Below are 26,908 nucleotides of genomic sequence, written 5' to 3'. Positions count from 1 at the left end.
ATGCTCACGGTGCAGGAACTCGTCGACGACAACGCCGACAAAATCCCCTTTAACTGGATTTCCGGCCAGGGCGCCGCGGACCGCGCGATTCCCGACGACGGCATGTCGGCCGCGGACCTTGTCGGCCACTTGAACCTGATCCACCCGTCCCGCATCCAGGTGTTCGGACAGGAAGAGCTGGCGTACTACACCCGCTTCGACCTGCGCCGCCGCATGCACCACATGGATGAGCTGCTGATCGGCGGCGTCCCGGCGATTCTGCTGGCCGACGGCCTGACGCCGCCGCAAGACCTCATCGACCAGTGCGACCAGCATCAGGTGCCGCTCCTGTCCACGCCGGTGGCGGCCGCGCAGCTGATCGACCTGCTGCGCATCTACCTGGGCAAGAAGCTGGCGCCCACCACCACCGTGCACGGCGTGTTCCTCGACGTGCTGGGACTGGGCGTGCTGATCACCGGCGAATCCGGCCTGGGCAAGAGCGAACTGGCGCTGGAACTGATCTCGCGCGGACACGGCCTGGTGGCCGATGACGCCGTGGAGTTCTCGCGTACCGCCCCCAACATGATCGAAGGCCACTGTCCGCAGCTGCTGCAGAACCTGCTGGAAGTGCGCGGCCTGGGCCTGCTCGACATCCGCACCATCTTTGGCGAGACCTCCGTGCGCCGCAAGATGCGCCTCAAGCTCATCGTGCATCTGGTGCGCGCCACCGCGCAGGACAAGTTCGAGCGCCTGCCGCTGCAGGACATCACGCAGGACATGCTGGGCCTGCCGGTGCGCAAGGTCATGCTGCAAGTGGCAGCCGGCCGCAATCTGGCGGTGCTGGTGGAAGCTGCCGTGCGCAACACGATACTGAAGCTGCGCGGCATCGACACGCTGGGCGAATTCATGGAACGCCAGGCCATGGCGATCCTGCAAAGCAGCAAGTAAGCGCGCGGCGTCCGGCGGCACCTTGAGCCTGTATGAAAACCTGGCCGCCGAGATCGCCAAGTCGATCCGCGACGGCGTGCTGCGCGCGGGCGACAAGCTGCCCTCCGTGCGGGACGCCTGCGCGGCGCGCGGGCTGAGCCCGTCGACGGTGTTCCAGGCGTACTACCTGCTGGAAGCGCGCGGCCTGATCCGGGCTCAGCCGCGTTCCGGTTATTACGTCAACGCGCCTGCCGCCTCCCTGCCGCCGGAACCCGGCGCCTCCAACCCCGACGGCGAATCCACGGAACTCGCGATCAGCGAGCGCATCTTCGACATCTTGGGGTCGGTGCGCAACCGCGACGTGACCCCGCTGGGCTCCGCCTTCCCTTCCCCGCTGCTGTTTCCGCTGCCGCGCCTGGCCCAGGCGATGGCCGCGCACCTCAAGCGCCAGGATCCGCTGGACACGGTGGAAGACCTGGCGCCGGGCAATCCGGGCCTGCGCCGCCAGATCGCGCTGCGCTACCTGATCGGCGGCATCAACGTGCCGGCCAGCGACATCGTCGTCACCAATGGTGCGCTGGAAGCGCTGAACCTGTGCCTGCAGGCAGTCACGCAGCCTGGCGACACGGTCATGGTCGAAGCGCCGACGTTCTACGGCGCGCTGCAGGCGCTCGAACGCCAGGGACTGAAGGCGCTGGAAATACCGACCCATCCGCGCACTGGCATCGACCTGGACGCGATGGAGACCGCCATCGAGCGCCACGCGCCCAAGGCATGCTGGCTGATGACGCAGTTCCAGAATCCTCTCGGCAGCCTGATGCCGGATGAAAGAAAGCGGCGACTGGTCCAACTGCTCGCGCGCCACGGCATCCCGTTGATCGAAGACGATGTGTATGGCGAGCTGTACTTCGGTCCGGCGCGGCCCGTGCCCGCCAAAGCCTATGACACCCAGGGGCTGGTGTTGCATTGCTCATCGTTTTCGAAATGTCTGGCGCCGGGCTACCGCATCGGCTGGGCCAGCGCCGGCCGCTACACCCAGCGCGTGCAGCGCTTGAAGCTGTCGTCCACGCTGTCGGCGTCCGGCCCCGCCCAGGGCGCGATCGCCGAGTACCTGGAACAGGGAGGCTACGACCGCCACCTGCGCCGCCTGCGCGAAACGCTGCAGACGCAGCAACAGCGCATGGCCGAGGCGATCGCCCAGGAATTTCCCGCCAGCACGCGCGTGACACGGCCGCAAGGCGGATTCTTCCTGTGGCTGGAGCTACCGGCTGCCGTTGATGCGCTGGCGCTGCACCGGCAGGCGCTGGCACGCGGCATCAGCGTGGCGCCGGGTCCCATATTTTCGGCCAGCGGGCAGTTCGGCAGCGCCCTGCGCCTGAACTATGGGCATCCCTGGGATGCGGCCGCGCAGACCGCCATCCGCGTACTGGGCGAGTTGGCGCGCGAAGCCTGCTCGCTTGCCTTGAAGACTCGCTAGAGCCTGTGCAAGGCTCCTGGTAGCGCACCAGCCCTAGTTCAGCGTCGACGCGGCGCGCGCCCGCTTGACCTCCAGCGGCGTCACGCCGCCTGCCTCGTTGCCCCAGCTATTGCGGATGTACGTCACCAGCATGGCGATATCGCTGTCGTTGAGCAGTTGCCCAAAGGGCGGCATGCCATGCGGCCGCGGGTTCGCCGCCGTGGCCGGAGCGTAGCCGCCGTCCAGCACCATGCGTATGGCGTTGACGGGCGACGGCGCGGTGACGGTCGGGTTGCCGGCCAGCGCGGGCCAGGCCGTGCCGCTGCCCTCGCCCCCCGGCTGGTGGCATTGCGCGCATTGCTGGCGGTATATCTTGCCGCCCAGCTCCATGGCCGCCGGCCCGACCGCTGGACGCGCGCGCTCCGTCGAGGCCGGCGTGGCCGGCAGGGACTTGATGTAGACGCCGATGGCCAGCGCGTCGGCGTCGGTCAGGTGCTGGGTGCTGCCCAACACCACTTCGGCCATGGGGCCGCTGGCGCTGGAGTGCTTTGAAACACCGGTCTTCAACAGGGCGGCGATGTCCTCGGCCGACCAGCGGCCCATGCCCGTCTCCATATCGTTGGTCAACGGCGGCGCGTACCAGTCCAGTACCGGAATCACGCCGCCGGCCAGTGGCTCGGCCGAACGCAACCCGCCCAGGCTGTTGCGCGGCGTATGGCAGGCGGCGCAATGCCCCAGTCCTTCCACCAGGTAACGGCCACGGTTCCATTGCACCGACTGGCCCGCATCGGCTTCCTGCACGCCCGGCTTGAAGTACAGCGCGCGCCAGCCGGCCAGCAGCGCCCGCTGGTCGTAGGGGAACTCCATCTCGGCCGGCCGGCTGGGCTGGTTCACGGGCGCCACGGTGCGCAGATAGGCGTACAACGCGTCGGAATCGGCGCGCGTCACGCGCGTGTATTCCGTGTAGGGGAAGGCGGGATACAGCAGCGTGCCGTCGCGCGACTTGCCGTTGTGCAAGGCCTGCCAGAAATCGTCGGCGCTCCACGCGCCTATGCCGGTCTTCTCGTCGGGCGTGATATTCGGGCCGTACACCGTGCCGAACGGCGTGGGGATGGGCGTGCCGCCCGCCAGCGCCTTGCCGCCCCGGCTGGTGTGGCAGGCCATGCAATTGCCCGCCAAGGCCAGATAGCGGCCACGTTCGACCAGCGTCGCGGCGTCGTCCGCGGCCGCGGCGGGGCCGGTGCTGGCGTCGTCGCGCGTGCCCATCCAATAGAGGCCGCCCACCGCGACAACCGCGAGCAGCACCAGGACCGACAGGACTTTCTTCATGAGCGACATCCGGCCTCTCCCTTACCGTTGCGCCTGACTGCCGCATTCCGCGGGCAGGCGTATCGAACCCGCGGCTTCAGGCGCGTAGGGTTCCACCACGGGCTGCGAGGACAGCCACGCGGCCAGCGCGCCTATATCCTCGGGAGTGAGTTTGTTGGAGATGTCGGCCATGCAGTCAGGCGCGGCCGCGCGGCGCAGGCCGTTCTTCCAGCTGCCGATCTGCGAGCCGATGTAGTCGCGCGGCAAGCCCAGCAGCCCAGGGATGGCAGGCAGCACGCCGCCCAAGGCGGCGCCATGACAGGCGGCACAGGCGGGCAGGCCGCGCGCGGCGTCACCGTTCAAGGCGAGCTTGCGCCCGGCTTCCAGCGTGGCGGCGGAGACCTCGGCGCGCGTCGGCGCCGGATACGGCACGTGCTGGGTGGAGAAATACGCGGCCATCTCGCGCAGGTAATCGTCAGGCAGTCCGGTCAGCAGGTGCGTCATGGGCCGGTACTGGCGCCGGTCATCACGGAAGTTGAGCAGCTGGTGGTACAGGTATTCCTGGGGCTTGCCGGCCAGGCGCGGATAGTAGCCATCGGCGCCGGCCCGACCCTGCGCGCCATGACAGGCCGTACAGGCGGCGACGCGGGCGTCCATGGTGTCCGGACGCAGGCTCTCCTGCGGTGCGGGTTGGGCCTGAGCGGGCGCCGTCATGAAGACGGCAGCGGCCCCTAGCAGGGAAATTGCCCAAAAACGCGGCAGTGAAACACTACGAAAGGAAATGAAGGCTAACATCTAGGTCGAATTCCATTCCCCCGAAACGCATGACGGCGGGGCGCGTATGTGAATCTGTCGAGTATCCGGCCCCAAGCTTACGCTACGGGAGCCAAACCGGTACAGGCGCAGATTGGCAGTTTACGGCCATATCAGATGTCATCCCGCCGGCATCGTCCTCGAAAAGCGTGCCACAATCATGTCCATGTTGAAAGTCGTCCTCGTCACCGGCATCTCAGGCTCAGGCAAGTCCGTCGCCCTGCGCATGCTCGAGGACGCCAGCTATACCTGCGTCGACAACCTGCCCGTGCGGTTCCTGACCGAGTTCATCGCCAACGCCCGGGACGACGGCATGGAGCGCGTCGCAGTCGCTATCGACGTCCGCTCGCCGGGCGAACTGGCCGAACTGCCCGATGTGGTGACCGCGCTGCGCGCCATGGGCACCAGCCTGCGCGTGGTCTTCCTCGACGCCAGCACCGCGACGCTGGTGCAGCGCTATTCCGAATCCCGCCGCCGCCATCCGCTGACCGACCGTCTGCAGCGCGGAGGCACGACTCCGTCGCTGACCGAGTGCATCGCGCTGGAACGCGAACTGCTCGCGCCGCTGCGCGAACAGGAACACGTCATCGACACCTCGGACCTGACGCCGGGCCAGCTGCGCGTGTGGATCCGCGACCTGATCAAGGCCGACCGCGCGCCGCTGGTGCTGACCTTCGAGTCCTTCGCCTACAAGCGCGGCGTGCCGCGAGACGCGGACCTGGTGTTCGACGTGCGCTGCCTGCCCAATCCCTACTACGACCGCGACCTGCGGCCGCTGACCGGCCGCGACGAGCCCGTGGCTGCGTGGCTGGCAGGCTTCGACCTGGTCGGGCAGATGATCGACGACATCGCCGGCTTCCTGAACCGCTGGCTGCCGCAGTACACGCAAGACACCCGCAATTACCTCACGGTTGCCATCGGCTGCACCGGCGGCCAGCACCGTTCGGTGTATGTGGTCGAACAACTGGCGCTGCGCTTTGCCGACCACGACCCGCTGCTGGTGCGCCATCGCACCCAACTGCCTGACGAATCCGCATGACCCTGTCCCGCCCGACCCGCCTGTTCATGATGCTGCTGCTGGCCATTGCCGTGGCGGGCTGCTCCTCCACCGGCGGACGCAAAAAGGGCGGCGGTTACTACAAGGACGACGGGCCGGACGCGAATCCGCCCTCGAACCTGGACCAGGTGCCCGACGCGGTGCCCAGGATCGAACCCTACGCCAGCGGCGCGAACCGGCCGTATGTGGTGTTCGGCCAGCGCTATGTGCCGGACACCAGCGGGCAGCCGTACAAGAAGCGCGGCACCGCCTCGTGGTACGGCAAGAAGTTCCACGGCAATTCCACGTCCATCGGCGAGTCCTACGACATGTACGCCATGACGGCCGCCCACACCACGCTGCCGCTGCCCAGCTACGCCCGCGTCACCAGCATGGTCAACGGCAAGACCATCATCGTGCGGGTGAACGACCGCGGCCCGTTCCACAGCGACCGCATCATGGACCTGTCCTATGTCGCCGCGCACAAGCTGGGCATCATCGGCCCCGGCAGCGGCCAGGTGATCGTGGAAGCCATACCGCAGGACGAGATCCGGCGGCTGGCCTCGCAGGGCGCGCCCGCCACGGCCGCGCCTGAACCTTCGTCGGCAACGGGCTCCTCGCCCGTGTTGGCGCCGGTCGCCGCCGTGCCGGTGGCACTTGCGGCCGAACCCCTGCCTGGGCCCGCGCCCGGCTCGGCGCCGGTGCGCCAGCCGGCGGCGGGCGGCATCGGCAGCGTCTATCTGCAGGTGGGTGCGTTCAGCCAGTCGGCCAACGCGCAGTCGCTGGTCAGCCGCATCAACACGCAGCTGGGCGCCGAAGGCGCGCCGCCCGCGTCGGTCGAACAGTCGAATAATCTCTATCGGGTCAAGATCGGCCCCTACCCCGACCGCCAGAGCGCCTTGAACGCCGTGCCGCTGGTCTCGGACCGCATCGGCATCCTGCCCAGCATCGCCTCGCAGTAAGCCCGGCCCTGACGCAATAAGCGGCAATAAGCGCAACAAGCCCGGCTCTCAGGCCAGGCCTGCCCGCCTACCAGGGCAGTTCGGCCTGCCCGTCGCAAACCCGGCGTGCGCTTGCGCTGCGGCTGCGGTAGAAATTGCCTTCGTGCGCCAGCAAGGCCTGCTTGCGCGGCAGCCCGCCACCGAAGCCGGTCAGCGAGGTGTCCGCGCCGATGATCCGGTGGCACGGGATGATGATGCTGATCGGATTGCGTCCGACCGCCCCGCCGACCGCCTGGGCGCCCTTGGGCCGTCCCACGGTGCGGGCCAGATCACCGTAGCTCGTCAGCACGCCGAACTCCAGGTCGCACAAGGCATGCCAGACCTGGTGCTGAAAGGTGGTGCCCACGGGATCCAGCGCCACATCGAAGACGCGGCGCTGGCCAGCGAACCATTCGTCCAGTTCGCGGCGCGCCTGTTCCAGGATGGGATCGGAGTCCGTAAGGATCCAGCCATCTGCCGCAGGCAGCAGTTCCTGGTCGGTGAACCAGGCGCCGCGCAGCCCCTTGGGGCTGGCGACCAGGCGCATGTCGCCCAGCGGCGTGGGGATATCGCGGTAGACCAGGCGTTCGTCGGGATCCGCGGGCTTGTTGGACACGATTGTGGAATACACCATGTCTTACTCCGCCGATTTCTTGCGGGCCAGGGCCCGGTTGTACAGCACGTCCCGCGGCAGTCCGGAAACCTTGGCCGCCACGCGCGCCGCGTCGCGCAGCGACAACGACTCCAGCAAGGCGTCCAGCAGCGCATCGGCGCGCGGGTCGGCATCTTCGTCCACCTCATGCTCGGCAGGGGCGTGCGCGATCAGCACGAATTCGCCTTGCTCGCGGTGAGCGTCCGCGGCCAGCCAGGCCGCGCCCTCGCCCATCGGAAATGTAGCGATCTCTTCAAAGCGCTTGGTCAGTTCGCGCGCCACGGTCAGCAGGCGGTCCGGACCGCACACTTCCAGCAAGTCGGCCAGCGTGGCCGCAAGCCGGTGCGGCGATTCAAACATGACGACAGGCGCGGGCAAGGCGCACCAGGTACGCAGCCAGCGCTGGCGCGCCACCGCCTTGGGCGGCGGAAAGCCCGCGAAGGCATAGCCGGGATTTTCGTCAGTGGTGACGCCGCTGCCCATCAGCGCGGCGATGACCGCGCTGGGTCCCGGCACCGGCACCACGCCGAAGCCGGCCTCGCGCACCGCACGCACGATGCGCGCGCCAGGATCGCTGACGGCGGGCGCGCCCGCATCGGACACCAGCGCCACGCGCTGGCCCTGCGCCAGGCGTTCACAGATCGTTTGCGCCGCGGCGGCTTCGTTGTGGCGGTGGGCTGCCATGAGCGGCGTGCCGACGCCCCAGGCATCCAGCAGGGCGCGGCTGGCGCGCGTGTCTTCCGCCGCGATCACGTCGGCCCGCTGCAAGGCGTGCCAGGCGCGCAGCCCCAGGTCGCCCAGGTTGCCGATCGGCGTGGCCACGACATACAGCGTCGCAGCGGGCCAATGCTGCCCCGCCACGCGTTCAGCGACGCGGGACCAGGCATCTCCGGCAGGGGGAGGTGAGACATTTTGATTCATTGCAGCCTACTGACACGGGAAACCATGTCAGTGTAGCCGCCTATGCCCCGCCACCTCTGGAGCGTTCATGACGGATGACACCTTGCGACTGGCCTGCGAACTGGCCCTGGCGGCCCGCCGCCGCGCCGCCAGGCGCCGGCGCCGATCCGCACGCGCAGCGCCCGCTGATCGTCCGCCCCCGCGCCGCTCGCCCGCCCAACGCAAAGGCGACCACCACGAGGACGCCGCCCTGCGCCTGCTGCAGTCGCGCGGCCTGGTCCTGCTGGCGCGCAATCTGCAGACCCGCACCGGCGAAATCGACCTGGCCATGCGCGACGGCGACATCCTGGTGTTCGTCGAGGTCCGCTCCCGCGGCCCGAGCCGCTTTGGCGGCGCCGCGGCCAGCATCGGCCCGGACAAGCAGGCCCGGCTGGCCCGCGCCGCGGCCTTCTGGCTGCCCGAGCTGGCCCGGCGCCACTGGCACGGCAGGCCGCCCGCCGCGCGCTTCGACGCAGTCGTGTTCGAAGCCGGCGATCCCCAATGGCTGCGCGGCGCATTCTGGCAAACCTGAGGCCCGCCGCCCCGGTAACGGCCTGCCTGATAGTCGTTACGCCTGGACAGAACCGCGCCCCGGCCCCGTGAGATAATCGCGCCCATGGATATGACCTCTCGTATGACGTCGCACTTTCGCGACGCCATGGCTGCGTGCGAACAAAGTATGAACGTCCTGGCCGAGCCGCTGGCAGTGGCGGTGGACGTGCTGTTCGGCGCCCTGGCAAACAACGGCAAGATTCTGGCTTGCGGCAATGGCGGCTCTGCCGCCGATGCGCAGCATTTCATCGCCGAACTGGTGGGCCGCTTTGAACGCGAACGCCTGCCGCTGGCCGGCATCGCGCTCAATACCGACACCTCGATCCTCACCGCAGTCGGCAACGACTACGGTTTCGACGAGATCTATGAACGCCAGGTCAACGCCTTCGGCCAGGCCGGCGACGTGCTGGTGGCCATATCCACCAGCGGCAATTCCCCCAACGTGGTGCGCGCCATGGAAGCCGCCAGCGCCCGCGAAATGCACGTGCTTGCCCTGACCGGCAAGGGCGGCGGCGTCATGGGGGAACTCATTACGCCGATGGACGTCCATCTATGTGTTCCCAGCGATCGCACGATGCGCATCCAGGAAGTCCATATTCTGCTGCTGCACGCGCTGTGCGACGGCATTGACGCTCTTCTGCTTGGAGACACCGAATGATTTCTGACGTCCGTACCGCAGCCCGCCCCTTGATGCTCGCCGCGGCGCTATCCACCGCCGCGCTCTCGCTGACGGCCTGCGCGCCCCTGATCGTGGGCGGCGCGGCCGCCACCACCGCGGTCGTCGTGACGGACCGCCGCACCTCCGGCGTCCAGCTCGAAGACCAGAACATGGCGTTCAAGGCGCAAAGCCAGATCTCGCAGAAGCTGGGCGACACCGCGCGCGTCAATGCCATGGCCTACGGCGGCCACCTGCTGCTGACCGGCGACGTGCCCACCGAGGAGGCCAAGAACCAGGCCACCGCCATCGCCCAGGGCGTGGAAAACGTCAAACAGGTCATCAACCAGCTGAACGTGGGCCCCATCGCCTCGTTCGGCACGCGCTCCAACGACACCTGGCTGACTTCCAAGGTCAAGACCGCCCTGCTCAACACCAAGTACGTGCCCTCGGGCACCATCGCGGTCACGACCGACCACAGTGTCGTCTACCTGATGGGCAAGCTGACGCAGACCGAAGGCGAATATGCCGCCAACGCCACCGCCGACGTCGGCGGCGTGGCCAAGGTGGTTAAACTGTTCGAGACGATCAGCCGCGAGGAAGCCATCCGGCTGTCGAACACCGGTTCCAAGTCCAACACTTCCACGGAAACCAAAGCGCCCATCGAAAGCGGCGCCGGCGCACCCAGCGACACCGCGGCCGGCACCAGCAGCGGCGTAGAGGCCATGCCCATCAAATGAAGAAAGCCATCATCGCACTGGCCGTCCTGGTGGCGGTCGGCATCGGCGCCTGGTTCGTCATGCGCCCCGCCCAGACCGCGCCCGACGTCACCTTCACCACGCTGGAAGGTAAGACCTTCTCGATGCAGGACCTGCGCGGCAAGGTCGTGCTGGTCAAATTCTGGGCCACCAGCTGCGTAACCTGTGTGAAGCAGATGCCGGAAACCATCTCGGCCTACAACGAGTACGCGTCCAAGGGCTACGAGGCGATCGCGGTCGCCATGAACTACGACCCGCCCAACTTCGTGCTGAACTTCGCCGACACGCGCAAGTTGCCGTTCCCGGTGGCCCTGGACACCAAGGGCGACATCGCCCGCGCCTTCGGCGACATCCGCCTGACGCCCACGGCCTTCCTGATCGACAAGCAGGGCCGCATCATCAAGCGCTACCTGGGCGAATACGACGTGGCGGAATTCCACGCCACCGTGGAAAAAGCCCTGGCGGCAGGCTGAGTCCCGCCACGCGGCATCCGCGCCAGACCGCCCCTGACCGGGCGGTTTTTTTCGCCTTGCGGGCCGGGCAGGCAGCCCTGCGCGCACCAAAAGAAAAGCCGCCCGGGCTACGGGCGGCTTCCAGATCAGGCCAGGCGGATCGGGCTCAGAATGCCGGAACCACGGCGCCCTTGTACTTGTCCTGGATGAACTTCTTCACCTCGGGCGTGTGCAGGGCCTGGACCAGCTTCTTGATGCCCGGCGCGTCCTTGTTGTCCGAACGGGTCACCAGGATGTTGGCGTAGGGCGAATCCGAGCCTTCGATGAACAGGGCGTCCTTGGTCGGGACCAGGCCCGCTTCCAGCGCGTAGTTGGTGTTGATCAGCGCCAGGTCCACGTCATCGAGCGAGCGCGGCAGCATGGCGGCTTCCAGTTCGCGGAACTTCAGCTTCTTGGGATTCTCGACCACGTCCGCGGCCGTCGCCAGGATGTTGGACGGGTCCTTCAGCTTGATCACGCCCTGCTTCTGCAGCAGCACCAGGGCGCGGCCGCCGTTGGAGGGATCGTTCGGGATTGCGACCGTGGCGCCGTCCTTGAGTTCGGACAGGCTCTTGATCTTCTTGGAATAGCCGCCGAACGGCTCGACGTGCACCAGCGCCACCGGCACCAGCGTGGCCTTGCGGTCCTTGTTGAAGGAATCCAGGTAGGGCTTGTGCTGGAAGAAGTTGGCGTCCAGCTGCTTGTCCGCCAGCTGCAGGTTGGGCTGCACGTAATCGCTGAACACCTTGATGTCGAGCTCCACGCCTTCCTTGGCCAGCTGCGGCTTCACCACTTCCAGGATCTCGGCATGGGGGACCTGGGTCGCGCCCACCACGATTTTTTCGGCATGGGCGGCGTTCGCCGCCACCAGGAAGACCGACGCCGCCAGGGCGGACCGGACAAAGTTCAAACGCATGTGTTGCCTCTTTTATGGGTAAAAAATCGGGGGCTGATGCCCCTGCCGGTGTGGCCCTGCCCCCTTTTGGGGGGCGCGCCGTTGCGAAATCGCCCCCAATTTACCTGAATGCCGGTTATTTGTCGGGCATATGAACATGGGTTTAAAGCATAAGAAACCTGGGGGTACTACAATCCGTCGTATGCTTGCGCTACCGCGTCCCGAACGCGTTTTTGTGCAGGCATTTTTTCTAACCACTCATACGTATATTTGCCGACTTAGCTGCCATGACCGACACCCCCGACCCTGCTGCCGTTTCGTCTCCTGCTGTCAAAGCCGCTGTGCTGTCTGAAGCACTGCCGTATATCCGACGATTTCACGGCAAGACCATCGTGGTCAAGTACGGCGGCAACGCCATGACGGAAGAGCGTCTGCAGCGCAGCTTCGCGCACGATGTCGTGCTGCTGAAGCTGGTGGGTCTGAACCCGGTGGTGGTGCACGGCGGCGGTCCGCAGATCGACGACGCGCTGCGCCGCATCGGCAAACAGGGCACCTTCATCCAGGGCATGCGCGTCACCGACGCCGAGACCATGGAAGTGGTCGAATGGGTGCTGGGCGGCCAGGTCCAGCAGGACATCGTCATGATGATCAATGAGGTCGGCGGCAAGGCCGTGGGCCTGACCGGCAAGGACGGCGGACTGATCCAGGCCCAGAAGAAGCTGATGGCCAACAAGGACAATCCGTCCGAGCCCATCGACATCGGTTTCGTGGGCGACATCACCATGGTGGAGCCGGCCGTGGTCAAGGCGCTGCAGGACGACCAGTTCATCCCCGTCATCTCGCCCATCGGCTATGGCGAAGACGGCACGGCCTACAACATCAATGCCGACGTCGTCGCCGGCAAGATGGCGGAAGTGCTGGGCGCCGAAAAGCTGCTGATGCTGACCAACACTCCGGGCGTGCTGGACAAGGGCGGCAAGCTCTTGCGCAGCCTGTCGGCCCAGACCATCGACGAACTGTTCGCCGACGGCACGATCTCCGGCGGCATGCTGCCCAAGATCTCGTCCGCGCTGGACGCCGCCAAGAACGGCGTGAACTCGGTGCACATCGTCGACGGCCGCGTGCCGCACTGCCTGCTGCTGGAAATCCTGACCGACCAGGGCGTGGGCACGATGATCAGCTCGCACTGATGCGGGCACAGCGTTACCTGCTGCGGCCGGCGCTGCGCATGCGCCGGTCCCGCCGCACCGCCACGGGCGTTTCCGAACGCCTGTGGCTGTTCGACCTGGACAATACGCTCCACGATACCTCGCACGCCATCTTCCCCAAGATCGACCAGGGCATGACCATGGCCGTGGCCGAGGCGCTGAACGTCGACATCGATACCGCCAACCGCATGCGCTCGCTGTACTGGAAGCGCTACGGCGCCACCATGATAGGCATGGTCCGGCATCATGGCGTGGATCCCCACGAATTCCTGCATCGCAGCCACGACTTCGACGTCGGCCCGCTGGTGCGCTCGGAAAAAGCGCTCGCCTACAAGCTGAGCCGGTTGCCGGGCCGCAAGGTGCTGCTGACCAACGCGCCGCTGCACTACGCCCGCGCGGTGCTCGCGCGGCTGGGCATCCTGCGGCAGTTCGACAGCCTGTGGGCCATCGAGCACATGCGTCTGCATGGCGAATTCCGGCCCAAGCCGTCGCCCGCGCTGCTGCGCCATGTGCTGGCCCGCGAAGGCGTGCAGGCGCGCAACGCGGTCCTGGTGGAAGACACGCTGGCCAATCTGCGCGGCGCGCGCCAGGCCGGTCTGCGCACCGTGCACGTGTATCACCCCGGGACGCCGTTCGCCCGCGGCCGTTCGCAACGGCCGGCCTACGTCGACTTGCGGGTAAACTCCGTCAGTGATTTGCTGTTACGCCGACGCCCCTTGCGGGGATAACGGCGCGCTCCTCCCCCCTTCACCGTCAAGCCTGCGCAAGAGCAGACCCCTCCATGGCGAGCAAACCCGGCGAGCGCAAGACCCAGATTCTGCAAACCCTGGCCGAGATGCTGGAGCAGCCGCACGCCTCCCGCATCACCACGGCCGCGCTTGCCGCGCGCCTGGAAGTCTCTGAAGCCGCGCTGTACCGGCACTTCGCCAGCAAGGCGCAGATGTTCGAAGGGCTGATCGAATTCATCGAAACCAGCATCTTCACGCTGGTGAACCAGATCGCCATCGCCGAACCCCATGGCCTGACCCAGGCGCACCAGACCGTCTCCATGCTGCTGACCTTCTCGGAACGCAACAAGGGCATGACGCGCGTGCTGACCGGCGACGCGCTGGTCACGGAAGACAACCGCCTGCAGGAACGCATCAACCACATCAACGACCGCATCGAGGCGTCGTTGAAGCAGTCGCTGCGCATCGCCGTCACCGATGGCGGCCTGCCGCCGCAGGCGAATGTGGCGGCGCATGCCAGCCTGCTGACGCACCTGGTGCTGGGCCGCTGGCTGCGTTATGCGCAGAGCGGCTGGCGCGTCGCGCCCACCCTGCATCTGGATGAACAGCTGCGGCTGGCACTGGGTTGAGCAGCCGGCCGGGTGATCCGGCCACAGTGCCGATTAGCATCGTGGCACGATCTAATTGATCCCCTGTTTGCCTGCTTCATCGCCGATTAGCGTTGTTCTACGCAACAATCTTCGCTTGCCCGCGGCGCGGGGCGACGAGCATAATGCCCGTCAGAGGTTTTCGACAAGCCCAAATCTCCACAGGCTTGATCTGTATCAATACGGGTTTTCCGCAATGCCGTCACGATCATGCTGTAGCGTCGACACACCGATTTGACCTATCCCGTTGTCTCGCGGGGCGGTGTGTCGGCAGTTTGACCTCAACCGGAGATGGATATGACCGCGCAAGCCGCCGTCCCTGCCTCGCAAGCCCCAAAGAAAACCAAAATTCCAATCGGACTCGTCGCCGGCGTCCTCGTGATGATCGGCGTGCTGATGATGCCGCTACCCGCCGACCTGCCGGTCGCGGGCCACCGGATGCTCGCCATCCTGGCATTCGCAGTGGTGGTCTGGATTACCGAAGCCGTGTCCTACGAAGCCAGCGCGATCATGATCACGACGCTGATGGCCTTCCTGCTGGGCACGGCTCCGACAATCAAAGACCCTCAAGTCATCTATGGCACCTCGGCCGCGATCAGCATGGCGCTGGCAGGCTTCTCGAACTCGGCGCTGGCGCTGGTCACCGGCGCCTTGTTCATTGCCGCGGCCATGACCTTCACCGGGCTGGACCGGCGCATCGCGCTGGTGACCCTGGCCAGGGTGGGCACCAGCACGCGCCGCATCCTGATCGGATGTATCGCCGTGACCATCGTGCTGAGCCTGGTCGTGCCCAGCGCCACCGCGCGCAGCGCGGCCGTGGTGCCCATCATGATGGGCGTCATCGCGGCCTTCGGCGTGGACAAGCGCTCCAACATCGCCGCCGGCATCATGATCATCGTGGCCCAAGCCACCAGCATCTGGAACGTCGGCATCCAGACCGCCGCCGCGCAGAACCTGCTGACCGTCGGCTTCATGGAAAAGATGCTGGGCGAACGCGTGGCGTGGTCGGACTGGCTGATCGCCGGCGCGCCCTGGTCGCTGATCATGTCGGCCGTGCTGATCTTCGTCGTGCTCAAGCTGCTGCCGCCGGAAAGCGACAGCATCGCGGGAGGCAAGGAAGCCGTCGAGAAGTCGCTGCTTGAACTGGGTCCCATGACCGGCGCGCAGAAGCGCCTGATGGCCGTGTCGCTCATGCTGCTGCTGTTCTGGTCGACTGAAGGCAAGCTGCACAAGTTCGATACCACCTCCACCACCTACTTCGGCCTGGTCCTGCTGCTGCTGCCGCGCTTTGGCGTGATGACCTGGAAAGACGTGCAATCGCGCATCCCATGGGGCACCGTGATCGTGTTCGGCGTCGGCATCAGCCTGGGCACCGCCCTGCTGACGACCCAGGCCGGCCAATGGCTGGGCAACCAGGTGGTGGCGCACACCGGCCTGGACCACCTGGGACCGCTGGCCATCTTCGCGATCCTGGCTGCCTTCCTCATCGTCATCCACCTGGGTTTCGCCAGCGCCACCGCGCTGACCTCGGCCATGCTGCCGATCCTGATCTCGGTGCTGGCCACGCTGCCGGGCGACTTCAGCCGCCTGGGTATGACGATGCTGCTGGGCTTCGTGGTCAGCTACGGCTTCATCCTGCCCATCAACGCGCCGCAGAACATGGTGTGCCTGGGTACGGAAACCTTCAACGCCAAGCAGTTCGCCAAGGTTGGCATCATCGTCACCATCGTCGGCTACCTGCTGATGCTGCTGATGGGCATGACCTACTGGCGCTGGCTGGGCTGGCTGTAAGGAGGCCGCATCATGAAGATTTCGATCGCCCAAGCCAATGAATACGGCCGCCGCGTGCTGATGGCCCAAGGCGTTCCCGAGGACATCGCGCGCGACGTGGCCGAGCACCTGGTCGAGTCCGACCGGGTGGGCTACACCAGCCACGGCCTGTCCATCCTGACCAACTACCGGCGCGTGCTGTCCGAAGGCCTGGCCCAGGCCGACGGCCGGCCCGAACTGGTCAACGACCGCGGCGCGATGCTGGCCTACGATGGCCACCACGGGCTGGGCCAATATGTCGGCAAGGTCGTCATCGAGAAGGCCATCGAGCGCACGCAGGAACACGGCCAGTGCATCCTGACCCTGCGGCACAGCCATCACCTGGGCCGCATGGGCCACTATGGCGAAATGGTGGCGGCCAAGGGCCTGATCCTGCTGGCCTTCACCAACGTGATCAACCGCTCGCCGACCGTAGCGCCTTTCGGTGGCGCGCAGGCTTGCCTGACCACCAACCCGCTGTGCTTCGCCGGCCCGCTGCCTGGCGGCCGTCCGCCGTTCATCGTGGACATGGCCACCAGTTCCATCGCCGTCAACAAGGCGCGGGTGCTGGCGGCCAAGGGCGAGGAAGCGCCTGCGGGATCGCTGATCGATGCCCAGGGCAACCCGACCACCGATCCCAATGCGCTGTTCACCGACCCGCCGGGCGCCCTGCTGCCATTCGGCGGCCACAAGGGCTACGCGCTGGGCCTGGTGGCCGAGCTGCTGGCCGGCGTGCTGTCGGGCGGCGGCACGATCCAGCCCGAGCATCCGCGCAACGGGGTGGCGACGAACAATATGTTCGCGCTGCTGTTGGACCCGCAGGTGGACTTCAATACGGACTGGCGGTCGATGGAGGTGGGCGCGTTCATCGACTATCTGCACGCCTGCAAGCCGCAACCGGGCGTCGAGGCCGTGCAGTACCCGGGCGAGTATGAAGCCCGCAATCGGGCGTTGAACGAGGATGCGTTGACGTTCGACAGCCGGATCTGGGATGGCTTGACCAAGCTGGCCGTCGACCTTGGGGTGCCTGAGGCGTTGCCTGCTTGAGGTTGCAGGCTGTTCTTGCGGGTAGCGCTTGCTTGCAGGCGTCGTTGGTTCTTAAGACGCCCGTCGCGTCGGCGGCCCGCCATGCGCGGGGCAACGATTGCGGTCCGGAGCCTTCGCTCCGGACTTGCCTCGGCGCCCCCCCCTTCGTCATCTTCGTCCAGGCCTTCGGCCTTCCCTACGGATTCCGTCGGGCTTATCGACGCCCCGCGCATGGCGGGCCACCGACGCGACGGGCTCGTTCAGCTGCAATCTGAAGTCAGCTGGGGCGAGCGGTGTGCTTGGCGTTCTGGCAACGGGTGGGGGTATGGCGGAGGATCTTGCGGGGCTCGCCTCGGGCCGGCCGCGCGGGCGGCCTTCCGAGGCTTCCACGGTGTCTTGCGGTCAAGAATGACGCTGCGCGCGCATCAAACACGGGTCATCATTAAATGGCGCGAAAGCGACCGCCGCTACGACGCCCCCAACCGCGTATGTTGAATTCGGCCGTCCGCACGGCCGAATTCAACGGGCCACGCAAGACCCGCCACCAACCACAACTCTAGCGGCGCAGCGAACCAAGACGCACGTAGCCCGTCGTCGCGGGCGGCGTGGAGGCTCGCAACCTCGATGCGCCCGAGGGAATCCGAAGGAGTCGCCGAAGGCGAGGACGAGGATGACGACGGGGAAGTCCGGAGCGAACGCTCCGGACCGCAATCGTGGGCGCGAGCCGCCACGCCGCCCGCGACGACGGGCGACCTACGAAGACATCGCCCGCCCGATAAAAACCCAAGATCCGATCAAGTCTTAACCGACCGATGCCGACTAATACTCATCATGATCCCAAACGCAATCCCCATGGTGAACAAAGCCGTCCCCCCATAGCTCATGAACGGCAACGGCACCCCCACCACCGGCAGAATCCCCGTCACCATCCCCACGTTCACGAATACATAGATGAACAGCATCATCGTCAGCGCTCCGACAAGCAGCCTGCCGAACTGCGACGACGCCCGCGACGCGATCGTCAGCCCGCGCGCCATCATCAAGCCGTAAAGCACCAGGATGGCAATCCCGCCGTACAGTCCGAATTCCTCGGCGTACACGGCGAAGATGAAGTCGGTAGTGCGCTCCGGGATGAAATCCAGGTGCGTCTGCGTGCCCTTCATGTAGCCCTTGCCGTAGACCCCGCCCGAGCCCACCGCGATCATCGACTGGATCGTATGGAAGCCCTTGCCCAGCGGATCGGAGCTGGGATTGAGCAGCGTACACACGCGATGCTTCTGGTAGTCGTGCAGCACCACCCAGTCCACCTCGGGCTCGCAGAGCTGGTCCTCGTAGTAGACCAGCGTGCCGATGGCGATGATGCCGGCCAGCATCACTGGCACCAGCAGCTTGAACGACAGGCCCGCGAAGTAGATCACGAAGAAACCGGCGCCGAACACCAGCAGCGCCGTACCCAGGTCGGGCTGCAGCACGATCAGGCCGAAAGGCGCGGCCAGCATGGCGGCAGCGGCCAGGAAGTCGCGGATGCGGACCGCGCCCTCGTGGCGCTGGAAGTACCAGGCCAGCATCATCGGCACGCCGATCTTCATCATCTCGGAAGGCTGGATGCGGGTCACGCCCAGGTTCAGCCAGCGGGTCGCGCCCTTGCTGGTTTCGCCGAAGAACTCCACGCCCAGCAGCAGCACCACGCCCACCACATAGAAGGGCAAGGCCAGCTTCATCAGCCACTTCGGCGGAATCAGCGCCATGACCCACATCGCAAAAAAGGCGATGACGAAATTGCGCGACTGTTCGGCGAAGCGCCAGTCGGTGCCGCCCACCGCCGAATGCATCACCGTCATGCCGAGCGCGGCGAACATCAGCAGGATCGCCAACAGCGGCCAATCGAAGGCCGTGAACACGCGTAGCAGGATAAGGCCCAGGCGTTTCATTATCGGCGCACCACGTCGGAAGCGATTTCCTCGACCGAGGCCAAGGGGTCGGCGCGGTCGGGCCGCACGATCTTGTCCTGGCGGTCCTTGGCCAGCCAGTAGTCGAACACCTTGCGGGCGACCGGCGCGGCGACGCTGGCGCCCCAACCGGCGTTCTCGACGATCAGCGCCACCGCGATGCGGGGGTGCTCAAGCGGCGCAAAACCCATGAACAGCGCGTGGTCGCGCAGGCGTTCGTCGATGGCGCTGGCGCGGTAATGGCCGCCGCGCAGGCTGAACACTTGCGCGGTGCCGGTCTTGCCGGCCGCCTGGTAAGGCGTGTTGGCGAACGCGCGCCGCGCCGTGCCGGCCCGCACCACGTCCGCCATGGCGTTCTTGATCACATCCACGTTGGCCTGCTTGAGAGGAATGCGGTAATCGGGCGCGGACTCGGTGGGCTTGGCCACGCCGCTGCGCGGATCGCGCACCGCGTGCACCAGGTGCGGGCGGCGGTACAGGCCGTTGTTGGCCAACGTGGACGTGCCTTGCGCCAGCTGCAGCAGCGTGAAGGCGTTGTAGCCCTGCCCCACCGCCACGGAAATCGTCTCGCCCGCATACCAGCGCTGGCGCTCCTTGTCCTTGTAGGCCGAGCGCTTCCAGTCGGTCGAGGGCAGCACGCCGCGCTTTTCACCTTCCAGGTCGATGCCCGTGATCTGGCCAAAGCCGAATTGCTTGGTGAAATCGTGCAGCGCGTTCACGCCGATCTCGGGGCCCAAGGAATAGAAGTAGGTGTCGGACGACACCACGATGGCCTTGTGCATGTCCGTCATGCCGTAGGCCGCGCCGCCGGCGTTGCGGAATTTCTGGCCGCCGAATTCGTAGTAGCCGGGGTCGGAGATGCGATCGGTGGCGCGGCGCTTGCCCAGTTCCAGCGCGGCCAGGGCCACGAAAGGCTTGTAGGTCGAACCGATGGGATAGGTGCCGTACAGCGGCCGGTTGATCAGCGGATGGTCCGGCGATTCGTTCAGCATGCGCCAGTTGTCCACGTCGATGCCGTCCACGAACAGGTTGGGGTCGAACGAAGGCTGCGAGACGAAGGCCAGCACCTCGCCGGTATCGGGATCGATGGCGACCAGCGCCCCGCGCTGCCCCTCGAAAGCCGCTTCGGCCACCTTCTGCAGGCCCAGGTCGATGGACAGCATGATGTCGGAGCCAGGCACGGGATCGATCCGGCGCAGCGTGCGCATGGGCCGGCCGCCCGCGGTCACTTCGACCTCTTCCAGGCCGGTGCGGCCGTGCAGTTGCTCTTCCCAGGTCTTCTCGATGCCCTTCTTGCCGATGACATCGGTGCCGCGGTAGTTGCCCAACTGGCCGGCGCGCTCCAGCTCTTCGTTGTCGCCCTCCGCGATGCGGCCGATATAGCCGACCACGTGACCCGCCGATGCGCCCTGTGGATACTCGCGCACCCAGCGAGCGCGCAGTTCCACGCCGGGAAACTGGAAGGAATGCGCCGCAAACCAGGCGGCCTCGGTTTCGTTGAGATTGTTGCGCAACTGCAGGCTGGCGTAGCGGCTGGACTCGGCGGCGCGCCGCTTGAAACGGCGCTGGTCGGTCGGGCTGATGTACACGACTTCGGTCAGCCGCTGGAACAGTTCGTTGAGATTGCCCGCCTGCGCCGGCACGACCTCGAGCGTGTATGTACGGTAGTTGCGCGCCAGCACCTCGCCATTGCGGTCCAGGATCTCGCCGCGCCGCGGTGGAATCGGTACGACCGCGATGCGGTTGCGGTCGGCGCGCTCGGACAGGCCTTCGTAGCGGTCGACCTGCAGGTACCAGAACCGGCCGATCAGCACACCGAAGCAGGCCAGCGCGAACAGCCCGCCCACCCAGGCGCGCAGGCGGAAACGCTGCTTCTGCTGCTGGCCGGTTTTCTTGAACTCGAACATGACGCGGCGCCGCCGTCAGGCGGAGGAAGATTCGGCGTCGTCGACACCGCGCTGCGGCAAGTGCAGAACCCAGCCCGCCAGCGGCCACAGGGCGGCGGTCAGGAGCACGCTGATGCCCCAATCCCAGCCCGGCCATTTGCCGGCCAGCCACGCATGGATGATCTGGGTCACGAAGCGGGCGATGAAGAACACAGGCAGCATATGCATGGCCTGGCTCCAGAGGTCGAACCGCTGCAGCCGGCGGTGCAGCACCACGGCGCCGTATGCGACCAGCGTGTACGACAGCGCGTGTTCGCCCAGCAGGCCGGCATCGTGCACGTCCATCAGCAGGCCGAAGAAGAACGCGGTGAACAGGCCGATACGGCGCGGCTCGTGCACGCACCAGAAGGCGATGATCAGCAGCAGAATGTCGGGCGCGCCCTGCCACAGGCGCCACGGCAGCAGCGACACCAGCCACGCCACCAGCACCGTGGCCCAGACGAACACGCCATGCGCGGGGCCGGAGAGCCGGTCGGGCTGCACATTGCTGGGGGTGCCGAGGCGGCGCGTGGCCTGCCCCGAGGATTGCTTAGTCCGATCCACCGGAATCGACCTCCTGACGGTTGGACTCGGCGCGTTCCACATCGACCTGCAGAACCAGGAAGTGGCGGTAGCGTTCGGGATGGGCCAGCGGTTCGCACACGGCGCGCGCAAAGCCGGAGGCGGTATCGCGTTCGACCGAGGTCACCTTGGCCACCGGCAGGCCGGCCGGGAACAGGCCGCCGACGCCGCTGGTAACGATAGTATCGCCTTCCTTGATGTCGGCATTGGCGGCAAGGTAACGGACTTCCATCTTGCCGGGCGAGTTGCCGCCGAACGCGATCAGGCGCAGGCCATTGCGCAGTAGCTGCACGGGAATGGAGACCTGCTCGTCGGTGACCAGCGCCGCCTCGGCGGTCATCGGCGTGACGCGCACGATCTGTCCGACCACGCCACCTTCGTCGATCACCGGCATGCCCGGGGCCAGGCCAGCCTTGCTGCCCTTGTTGAACACCAGGCGCTGCGTGAACGCGTTGGTGGGTTCGTACATGACCTCGACCACCACCGCGGATTGCGCCACGGTGTCGGTCACGCCCAGCAGCCGGCGCAACTGCGAATTTTCCGCGGCCAGTTGGGCGCCATGCGTGGTCACCTGGGCCAGCTCGATGCGCTGGCGTTGCAGGGCTTCGTTTTCGCTACGGATGAGATTGGCCGCGTTGACCCATTCGTTCACTTGCTGGACGAGGTCGCGCGGCGCCATGACGGCGCGCTGGAAGGGGTACAGCGCCACGGATATCGTCCGGCGCGCCGGTTCCAGCATGCGCCATTGCGAATCCATGACGATCAGGGCCAGAGCAAGGACGACCAGAACGACCAGCCGCACCTCCGCGGGTGGGCCGCGCCTGAATAGGGGAGGAGTCCCTTGTCGTTGCATGAATCTCAGCCCGGACGCCCGCGTCCGTCGCTCCGGCAGCGGCCGGAGCCGTGAAAAAGCGGGGCTCCGGGCTGGCGGGCAAAATTAGTCGTTGATGAAGATGGCGCCCAGTTTCTCAAGGTGTTCCAGCGCCTCGCCGCAACCGCGCACGACGCAGGTCAGCGGATCGTCCGCGACCACGACGGGCAGGCCGGTCTCTTCCTGCAGCAGGCGGTCCAGGTCGCGCAGCAGCGCGCCGCCGCCGGTCAGGGCGATGCCCTTGTCGGTGATGTCGGCGCCCAGTTCGGGCGGAGTCTGTTCCAGCGCGATCTTGACGGCGGAAACGATCTGGTTCAGCGGATCCGTCAGCGATTCCAGGATCTCGTTGGACGAGACCGTGAAGCTGCGCGGCACGCCTTCGGCCAGGTTACGGCCCTTGACCTCGATCTCGCGGACTTCGGAACCCGGGAACGCCGAGCCGATTTCCTTCTTGATCAGTTCGGCGGTGGGCTCGCCGATCAGCATGCCGTAGTTGCGGCGGATATAGTTGACGATGGCTTCGTCGAACTTGTCGCCGCCGACGCGCACCGAGCCCTTGTAGACCATGCCGCCCAGCGAGATGACCGCCACTTCGGTGGTGCCGCCGCCGATGTCGACGACCATGGAGCCGCTGGCGTCGGACACGGCCAGGCCGGCGCCGATGGCCGCGGCCATGGGTTCTTCGATCAGGAAGACGTGGGACGCGCCCGCGCCCAGGGCCGATTCACGGATGGCGCGGCGTTCAACCTGGGTGGAGCCGCAGGGCACGCAAACGATGATGCGCGGGCTGGGCGCCAGCATGTTGCGCGGGTGCACCATGCGGATGAACTGCTTGAGCATCTGCTCGGTGACCGTGAAGTCGGCGATGACGCCGTCCTTCATGGGCCGGATGGCCTCTATATTGCCGGGAACGCGGCCAAGCATCTGCTTGGCTTCGTGCCCGACGGCCTGGATGATCTTCTTGCCGTGGGGACCGCCTTCATGACGGATTGCGACCACGGACGGTTCATCGAGCACGATGCCCTTGCCGCGGACGTAAATCAGCGTATTGGCGGTACCGAGGTCGATCGCCATATCGCTGGAAAAATAACTGCGCAGGAATCCGAACATGGGAGCTCAGCTAAATTCTGGGGGGAATGAGGTACATGCCGCGGGGCGTAGGGCCCGTAAAACAACGGGTCCGCCTGTCATCACGGCGATTAAACCGTGAATCATAACTTATAATTTCCCCGGAAATAGCGCATAAATGCAGGCTATTCAAGCTTTGTAACGGGTTCGGCGTATGCATACTGCCCTCTCCCGCCCCTCGGCCTTCGCTTATCGATTTGCAATCCCCCATGGCGCTCAATGACACAGATGTGGCCCGCATTGCCCGGCTGGCCAGAATCGAACTGACCCCCGACCAGCGCACCCTCGCGCAGGCCGAACTCAACGGCATCCTTCACCTGATCGAACGGCTCCAGTCCGTCGACACCCAGGGGGTCGAACCCCTGGCCCACCCGCTGTCCGCCCACGAAGACATCGTGCTGCGCCTGCGTGGAGATGCCGTGACCGAACCCAGCTCGGAGGCCCGCCGCGAAGAGCTGCTGGCCAACGCCCCCGACGCCCAGGAAGGCCTGTTCCTGGTTCCCAAGGTCCTGGATTAAGTCATGACGAAACCCGCTCTGCACACCCAATTCAAGGGGATCGCCGCCCTGCGCGCGGCCCTTGCGCAACGCCAGGTCAGCGCCGTCGAGCTCGCCCAAAGCGCCTTGGCGGCCGCCGAAACGGCCAGCGGCCTGAATTGCTTTTTACATATTGACGCCGAATTGACGCTGGCCCAGGCCCGCGCCGCCGACGCCGCCCTGGCTGCCGGCTCGGCCGGCCCGCTGGCCGGCATCCCGATCGCCCACAAGGACGCCTTCGTCACCCGCGGCTGGCGCACCACCGCCGGCAGCAAGATGCTCGAGGGCTATGTCAGCCCGTTCGACGCCACCGTCGTAGAGCGCCTGGGCGAGGCCGGCGCCGTGTCGCTCGGCAAGCTGAACTGCGACGAATTCGCCATGGGTTCCGGCAACGAGAATTCCGCCTACGGCGCCGTGAAGAACCCCTGGGACCACGCCGCCGTGCCTGGCGGCTCCTCGGGCGGTTCGGCCGCCGCCGTGGCCGCCCGCCTGGTGGCCGCCGCCACCGGCACCGACACCGGCGGCTCGGTGCGCCAGCCCGCCGCCTTGTGCGGCGTCAGCGGCATCAAGCCCACCTACGGCACCGTGTCCCGCTACGGCATGGTGGCCTTCGGCTCCAGCCTGGACCAGGCCGGCCCGCTGGCCGAAAGCGCCCGCGACCTGCTCGAACTGCTGGACGTCATCAGCGGCTTCGACCCGCGCGACGCCACCAGCCTGGAAAAATGCGACGCCGCCACCAACGAGCCCGGCCGCGTCCGGCGCGACTTCGAGGCGGCCCAGGGCCGTTTTGACGCCGCCGGCAGCCAGCCGTTGAAGGGCTTGCGCATCGGCGTGCCCGCCGAATACTTCGGCGCCGGCCTGGCGCCTGACGTGGCCGCCGCGGTCGAAGCCGCGCTGGCCCAATTCGAGGCGCTGGGCGCCGTGCGCGTGCCGGTGTCGCTGCCGCGCACCGAGCTGGCCATTCCCGCCTATTACGTCATCGCCCCCGCCGAAGCCTCCAGCAACCTGGCGCGCTACGACGGCGTGCGCTACGGCCACCGCGCCGCCCAGTACGGCGACCTGAACGAAATGATCAGCCGCTCGCGCGCCGAAGGCTTCGGCGACGAGGTCAAGCGCCGCATCCTGATCGGCACCTACGTGCTGTCCCACGGCTACTACGACGCCTACTACCTGCAGGCACAGCGTCTGCGCCGCCTGATCGCGCAGGACTTCCAGCGCGCCTATGCGGACCAGTGCGACGTGATCATGGGTCCGGTGACGCCCACCGTGGCCAAGAACATCGGCGACAACCGCGACGATCCCACCGCCGACTGGCTGGCGGACGTCTACACCCTGGGCGTGAGCCTGGCCGGGCTGCCTGCGATGTCGATCCCCTGCGGTTTCGGTGGCGCTGGCAACCAGCGACCGGTAGGCCTGCAGATCATCGGCAACTACTTCGACGAAGGCCGCCTGCTGGCCATCGCCGACCGCTACCAACAAGTGACGGACTGGCACACGCGTGCCCCGGTCCAGCAAGGCTGACAACATGAACTGGGAAATCGTCATCGGCCTGGAAACGCATACCCAGCTTTCCACGGACTCCAAGATTTTTTCGGGTAGCAGCACCGAATTCGGCGCCGCACCCAATACCCACGCCAACGTGGTCGATCTGGCCCTGCCGGGCAGCCTGCCGGTCATGAACCGCGGCGCCGCCGAACGCGCCATCCGCTTCGGCCTGGCCGTGGGCGCCACCATCGCGCCTCGCTCGGTGTTCGCGCGCAAGAACTACTTCTACCCCGACCTGCCCAAGGGCTACCAGATCAGCCAGTACGAGCTGCCGGTGGTGGTGGGCGGTTCGCTGTCGTTCTTCGTGGGCGAGGAAGAGAAAACCGTCAACCTGACGCGCGCCCACCTGGAAGAAGACGCCGGCAAGTCCCTGCACGACGACTTCAACCTGGCCAACGGCGCGCCCGCCAGCGGCATCGACCTGAACCGCGCCGGCACGCCGCTGCTGGAAATCGTGACGGAGCCGGAAATGCGCTCGGCCGCCGAGGCCGTGTCCTATGCCCGCGCCCTGCACAGCCTGGTCGTGTGGCTGGGCATCTGCGACGGCAACATGCAGGAAGGCTCGTTCCGCTGCGACGCCAACGTGTCCGTGCGACCGGTGGGCCAAAAGGAATTCGGCACCCGCACCGAGATCAAGAACGTCAACTCGTTCCGCTTCCTGGAACGCGCCATCGTCTATGAAGCGCGGCGCCAGATCGAGCTGATCGAAGACGGCGGCACGGTGGTCCAGGAAACCCGCCTGTACGACGCTGACCGCGACGAAACGCGCAGCATGCGCAGCAAGGAAGACGCGCACGACTACCGCTACTTCCCCGACCCCGACCTGCCCACGCTGGTGATTTCCAGCGCCTGGGTCGACGAGGTCCGCGCCGCCATGCCCGAACTGCCGGCCGCCCAGCGCGCGCGCTTCGAATCCGAGTACGGCCTGCCCGCCTACGACGCCGCCCAGCTGACCGTCAGCCGCGACCTCGCCGCCTACTTCGAGGCCGTGGCGCACGCGCTGCCGGCCGGCCAGGCCAAGCTGGCCGCCAACTGGGTCATGGGTGAAGTCTCCGCCGCCCTGAACAAGGACGAAAAGAGCATCGCCGACTCCCCGGTGCAGGCGCCGGCGCTGGCTGCCCTGATCGGCCGCATCATCGACGGCACCATCTCCAACAAGATCGCCCGCGAAGTCTTCGGCGCCATGTGGGCCGGCGAAAACGGCGGCCAGGCCGATGCCATCATCGACGCCCGCGGCCTCAAGCAGATCAGCGACACCGGCGCCATCGGCGCCATGATCGACGAGGTGCTGGCCGCCAATCCGGCCATCGTGGAAGAGTACCGGGCCGGCAAGCAGAAGGCGTTCAACTCGCTGGTGGGCCAGATCATGAAGGCCGCCCGCGGCAAGGCCAACCCGCAGCAGGTGAATGATCTGTTGAAGCAGAAGCTGGATAGCTGATCCCGGACCGGGCGCGCCTCGCAACGGTGCGCTCAGGAAGTATCAGACGAAACGAAGGGCCGCGGCGTATTGCCG

Annotated in this window: 26 protein-coding genes; 16 read left to right on the top strand and 10 right to left on the bottom strand. The window is 66.7% G+C overall.

Going from position 1 to position 26,908, the window contains the following annotated elements:
- Together hprK and AC6LKD_RS25665 are read left to right on the top strand one after the other, a co-directional pair.
- Positions 1 to 927, top strand: a complete 927-nt coding sequence (gene hprK, locus AC6LKD_RS25670; RefSeq protein ID WP_013396727.1) for an HPr(Ser) kinase/phosphatase — start codon at positions 1 to 3, stop codon at positions 925 to 927.
- 22 nt (positions 928 to 949) lie between these two features.
- A complete protein-coding gene (locus tag AC6LKD_RS25665) occupies positions 950 to 2,383 on the top strand; it encodes an aminotransferase-like domain-containing protein (protein ID WP_498117830.1) in 1,434 nt (477 codons plus the stop codon).
- 33 nt (positions 2,384 to 2,416) lie between these two features.
- Here the strand turns inward: AC6LKD_RS25665 and AC6LKD_RS25660 are convergent, their stop codons facing one another.
- Both AC6LKD_RS25660 and AC6LKD_RS25655 read right to left on the bottom strand, forming a co-directional pair.
- Complete coding sequence (locus AC6LKD_RS25660) at positions 2,417 to 3,700, bottom strand: c-type cytochrome (RefSeq protein ID WP_013396729.1); 1,284 nt, start codon at positions 3,698 to 3,700, stop codon at positions 2,417 to 2,419.
- Between the two features lie 12 nt (positions 3,701 to 3,712).
- Complete coding sequence (locus tag AC6LKD_RS25655; RefSeq protein WP_498117829.1) at positions 3,713 to 4,465, bottom strand: c-type cytochrome; 753 nt, start codon at positions 4,463 to 4,465, stop codon at positions 3,713 to 3,715.
- A gap of 184 nt (positions 4,466 to 4,649) precedes the next feature.
- Here AC6LKD_RS25655 and rapZ point away from each other — a divergent pair, with 184 nt between their 5' ends.
- Together rapZ and AC6LKD_RS25645 are read left to right on the top strand one after the other, a co-directional pair.
- Positions 4,650 to 5,522 carry an RNase adapter RapZ gene (gene rapZ, locus AC6LKD_RS25650; RefSeq protein ID WP_041656741.1) on the top strand — a complete coding sequence of 291 codons (873 nt, stop codon included), beginning with the start codon at positions 4,650 to 4,652 and terminating at the stop codon, positions 5,520 to 5,522.
- The gene (locus AC6LKD_RS25645; RefSeq protein WP_498117828.1) at positions 5,519 to 6,481 is read left to right on the top strand and encodes a septal ring lytic transglycosylase RlpA family protein; all 963 of its coding nucleotides are present in this window, start codon (positions 5,519 to 5,521) and stop codon (positions 6,479 to 6,481) included. The genes rapZ and AC6LKD_RS25645 overlap by 4 nt, the downstream gene beginning before the upstream one ends.
- A 67-nt stretch (positions 6,482 to 6,548) precedes the next feature.
- Here AC6LKD_RS25645 and AC6LKD_RS25640 read toward each other — a convergent pair whose 3' ends face one another.
- Together AC6LKD_RS25640 and rsmI are read right to left on the bottom strand one after the other, a co-directional pair.
- Positions 6,549 to 7,133, bottom strand: a complete 585-nt coding sequence (locus AC6LKD_RS25640) for a methylated-DNA--[protein]-cysteine S-methyltransferase (protein WP_013396733.1) — start codon at positions 7,131 to 7,133, stop codon at positions 6,549 to 6,551.
- A gap of 3 nt (positions 7,134 to 7,136) precedes the next feature.
- Entirely contained in the window at positions 7,137 to 8,072 is a 936-nt protein-coding gene (rsmI, locus tag AC6LKD_RS25635) for a 16S rRNA (cytidine(1402)-2'-O)-methyltransferase (protein ID WP_498117827.1), read from the bottom strand.
- 67 nt (positions 8,073 to 8,139) lie between these two features.
- Between rsmI and AC6LKD_RS25630 the strand changes: the two genes are divergently transcribed.
- The 4 genes from AC6LKD_RS25630 to AC6LKD_RS25615 all read left to right on the top strand — a co-directional run bounded on the left by AC6LKD_RS25630 (position 8,140) and on the right by AC6LKD_RS25615 (position 10,528).
- Positions 8,140 to 8,622 (top strand): YraN family protein, encoded by a 483-nt coding sequence (locus tag AC6LKD_RS25630; RefSeq protein WP_013396735.1) that lies wholly within the window; start codon positions 8,140 to 8,142, stop codon positions 8,620 to 8,622.
- An 84-nt stretch (positions 8,623 to 8,706) separates the two neighbouring features.
- The gene (locus AC6LKD_RS25625) at positions 8,707 to 9,300 is read left to right on the top strand and encodes a phosphoheptose isomerase (protein WP_013396736.1); all 594 of its coding nucleotides are present in this window, start codon (positions 8,707 to 8,709) and stop codon (positions 9,298 to 9,300) included.
- Positions 9,297 to 10,037: a BON domain-containing protein gene (locus tag AC6LKD_RS25620; RefSeq protein WP_498117826.1), complete on the top strand. Its 741-nt coding sequence runs from the start codon at positions 9,297 to 9,299 to the stop codon at positions 10,035 to 10,037. The genes AC6LKD_RS25625 and AC6LKD_RS25620 overlap by 4 nt, the downstream gene beginning before the upstream one ends.
- Entirely contained in the window at positions 10,034 to 10,528 is a 495-nt protein-coding gene (locus tag AC6LKD_RS25615) for a peroxiredoxin family protein (protein WP_013396738.1), read from the top strand. Before AC6LKD_RS25620 ends, AC6LKD_RS25615 begins: the two co-directional genes overlap by 4 nt.
- 145 nt (positions 10,529 to 10,673) lie before the next feature.
- Here AC6LKD_RS25615 and AC6LKD_RS25610 read toward each other — a convergent pair whose 3' ends face one another.
- Positions 10,674 to 11,462 (bottom strand): MetQ/NlpA family ABC transporter substrate-binding protein, encoded by a 789-nt coding sequence (locus tag AC6LKD_RS25610; RefSeq protein WP_013396739.1) that lies wholly within the window; start codon positions 11,460 to 11,462, stop codon positions 10,674 to 10,676.
- A 266-nt stretch (positions 11,463 to 11,728) separates the two neighbouring features.
- Between AC6LKD_RS25610 and argB the strand changes: the two genes are divergently transcribed.
- The 5 genes from argB to AC6LKD_RS25585 all read left to right on the top strand — a co-directional run bounded on the left by argB (position 11,729) and on the right by AC6LKD_RS25585 (position 16,880).
- Positions 11,729 to 12,631 carry an acetylglutamate kinase gene (gene argB, locus AC6LKD_RS25605; protein WP_013396740.1) on the top strand — a complete coding sequence of 301 codons (903 nt, stop codon included), beginning with the start codon at positions 11,729 to 11,731 and terminating at the stop codon, positions 12,629 to 12,631.
- Complete coding sequence (locus tag AC6LKD_RS25600; RefSeq protein ID WP_013396741.1) at positions 12,631 to 13,377, top strand: pyrimidine 5'-nucleotidase; 747 nt, start codon at positions 12,631 to 12,633, stop codon at positions 13,375 to 13,377. The genes argB and AC6LKD_RS25600 overlap by 1 nt, the downstream gene beginning before the upstream one ends.
- A 53-nt stretch (positions 13,378 to 13,430) precedes the next feature.
- A complete protein-coding gene (slmA, locus tag AC6LKD_RS25595) occupies positions 13,431 to 14,006 on the top strand; it encodes a nucleoid occlusion factor SlmA (RefSeq protein WP_013396742.1) in 576 nt (191 codons plus the stop codon).
- Positions 14,007 to 14,321: 315 nt separating this feature from the next.
- Complete coding sequence (locus tag AC6LKD_RS25590) at positions 14,322 to 15,815, top strand: DASS family sodium-coupled anion symporter (protein ID WP_498117825.1); 1,494 nt, start codon at positions 14,322 to 14,324, stop codon at positions 15,813 to 15,815.
- 12 nt (positions 15,816 to 15,827) lie between these two features.
- Positions 15,828 to 16,880, top strand: a complete 1,053-nt coding sequence (locus tag AC6LKD_RS25585; RefSeq protein ID WP_013396744.1) for an Ldh family oxidoreductase — start codon at positions 15,828 to 15,830, stop codon at positions 16,878 to 16,880.
- 773 nt (positions 16,881 to 17,653) lie between these two features.
- On the opposite strand, the gene rodA is transcribed toward AC6LKD_RS25585, so the two are convergent.
- The 5 genes from rodA to AC6LKD_RS25560 form a co-directional block, all read right to left on the bottom strand.
- A complete protein-coding gene (gene rodA, locus AC6LKD_RS25580; RefSeq protein WP_492273954.1) occupies positions 17,654 to 18,790 on the bottom strand; it encodes a rod shape-determining protein RodA in 1,137 nt (378 codons plus the stop codon).
- Positions 18,790 to 20,715: a penicillin-binding protein 2 gene (gene mrdA, locus AC6LKD_RS25575; RefSeq protein ID WP_013396746.1), complete on the bottom strand. Its 1,926-nt coding sequence runs from the start codon at positions 20,713 to 20,715 to the stop codon at positions 18,790 to 18,792. The genes rodA and mrdA overlap by 1 nt, the downstream gene beginning before the upstream one ends.
- A gap of 15 nt (positions 20,716 to 20,730) precedes the next feature.
- Entirely contained in the window at positions 20,731 to 21,297 is a 567-nt protein-coding gene (gene mreD, locus AC6LKD_RS25570) for a rod shape-determining protein MreD (protein WP_013396747.1), read from the bottom strand.
- Positions 21,284 to 22,168: a rod shape-determining protein MreC gene (gene mreC, locus AC6LKD_RS25565; RefSeq protein ID WP_013396748.1), complete on the bottom strand. Its 885-nt coding sequence runs from the start codon at positions 22,166 to 22,168 to the stop codon at positions 21,284 to 21,286. The genes mreD and mreC overlap by 14 nt, the downstream gene beginning before the upstream one ends.
- An 84-nt stretch (positions 22,169 to 22,252) precedes the next feature.
- Positions 22,253 to 23,296 carry a rod shape-determining protein gene (locus AC6LKD_RS25560; protein ID WP_006216320.1) on the bottom strand — a complete coding sequence of 348 codons (1,044 nt, stop codon included), beginning with the start codon at positions 23,294 to 23,296 and terminating at the stop codon, positions 22,253 to 22,255.
- A 227-nt stretch (positions 23,297 to 23,523) separates the two neighbouring features.
- Between AC6LKD_RS25560 and gatC the strand changes: the two genes are divergently transcribed.
- From gatC to gatB, 3 genes are read left to right on the top strand one after another with little or no spacing between them, the layout of a single operon-like run.
- Complete coding sequence (gatC, locus tag AC6LKD_RS25555) at positions 23,524 to 23,832, top strand: Asp-tRNA(Asn)/Glu-tRNA(Gln) amidotransferase subunit GatC (protein WP_498117824.1); 309 nt, start codon at positions 23,524 to 23,526, stop codon at positions 23,830 to 23,832.
- A 3-nt stretch (positions 23,833 to 23,835) separates the two neighbouring features.
- Positions 23,836 to 25,371 carry an Asp-tRNA(Asn)/Glu-tRNA(Gln) amidotransferase subunit GatA gene (gene gatA / locus AC6LKD_RS25550; RefSeq protein ID WP_498117823.1) on the top strand — a complete coding sequence of 512 codons (1,536 nt, stop codon included), beginning with the start codon at positions 23,836 to 23,838 and terminating at the stop codon, positions 25,369 to 25,371.
- A 4-nt stretch (positions 25,372 to 25,375) separates the two neighbouring features.
- Entirely contained in the window at positions 25,376 to 26,833 is a 1,458-nt protein-coding gene (gene gatB / locus AC6LKD_RS25545; RefSeq protein ID WP_013396751.1) for an Asp-tRNA(Asn)/Glu-tRNA(Gln) amidotransferase subunit GatB, read from the top strand.
- The last annotated feature ends 75 nt before the right edge of the window (positions 26,834 to 26,908 follow it).

The organism is Achromobacter sp. D7-1 (assembly GCF_059760445.1).
This window is presented reverse-complemented; position numbering and strand designations above follow the sequence as displayed.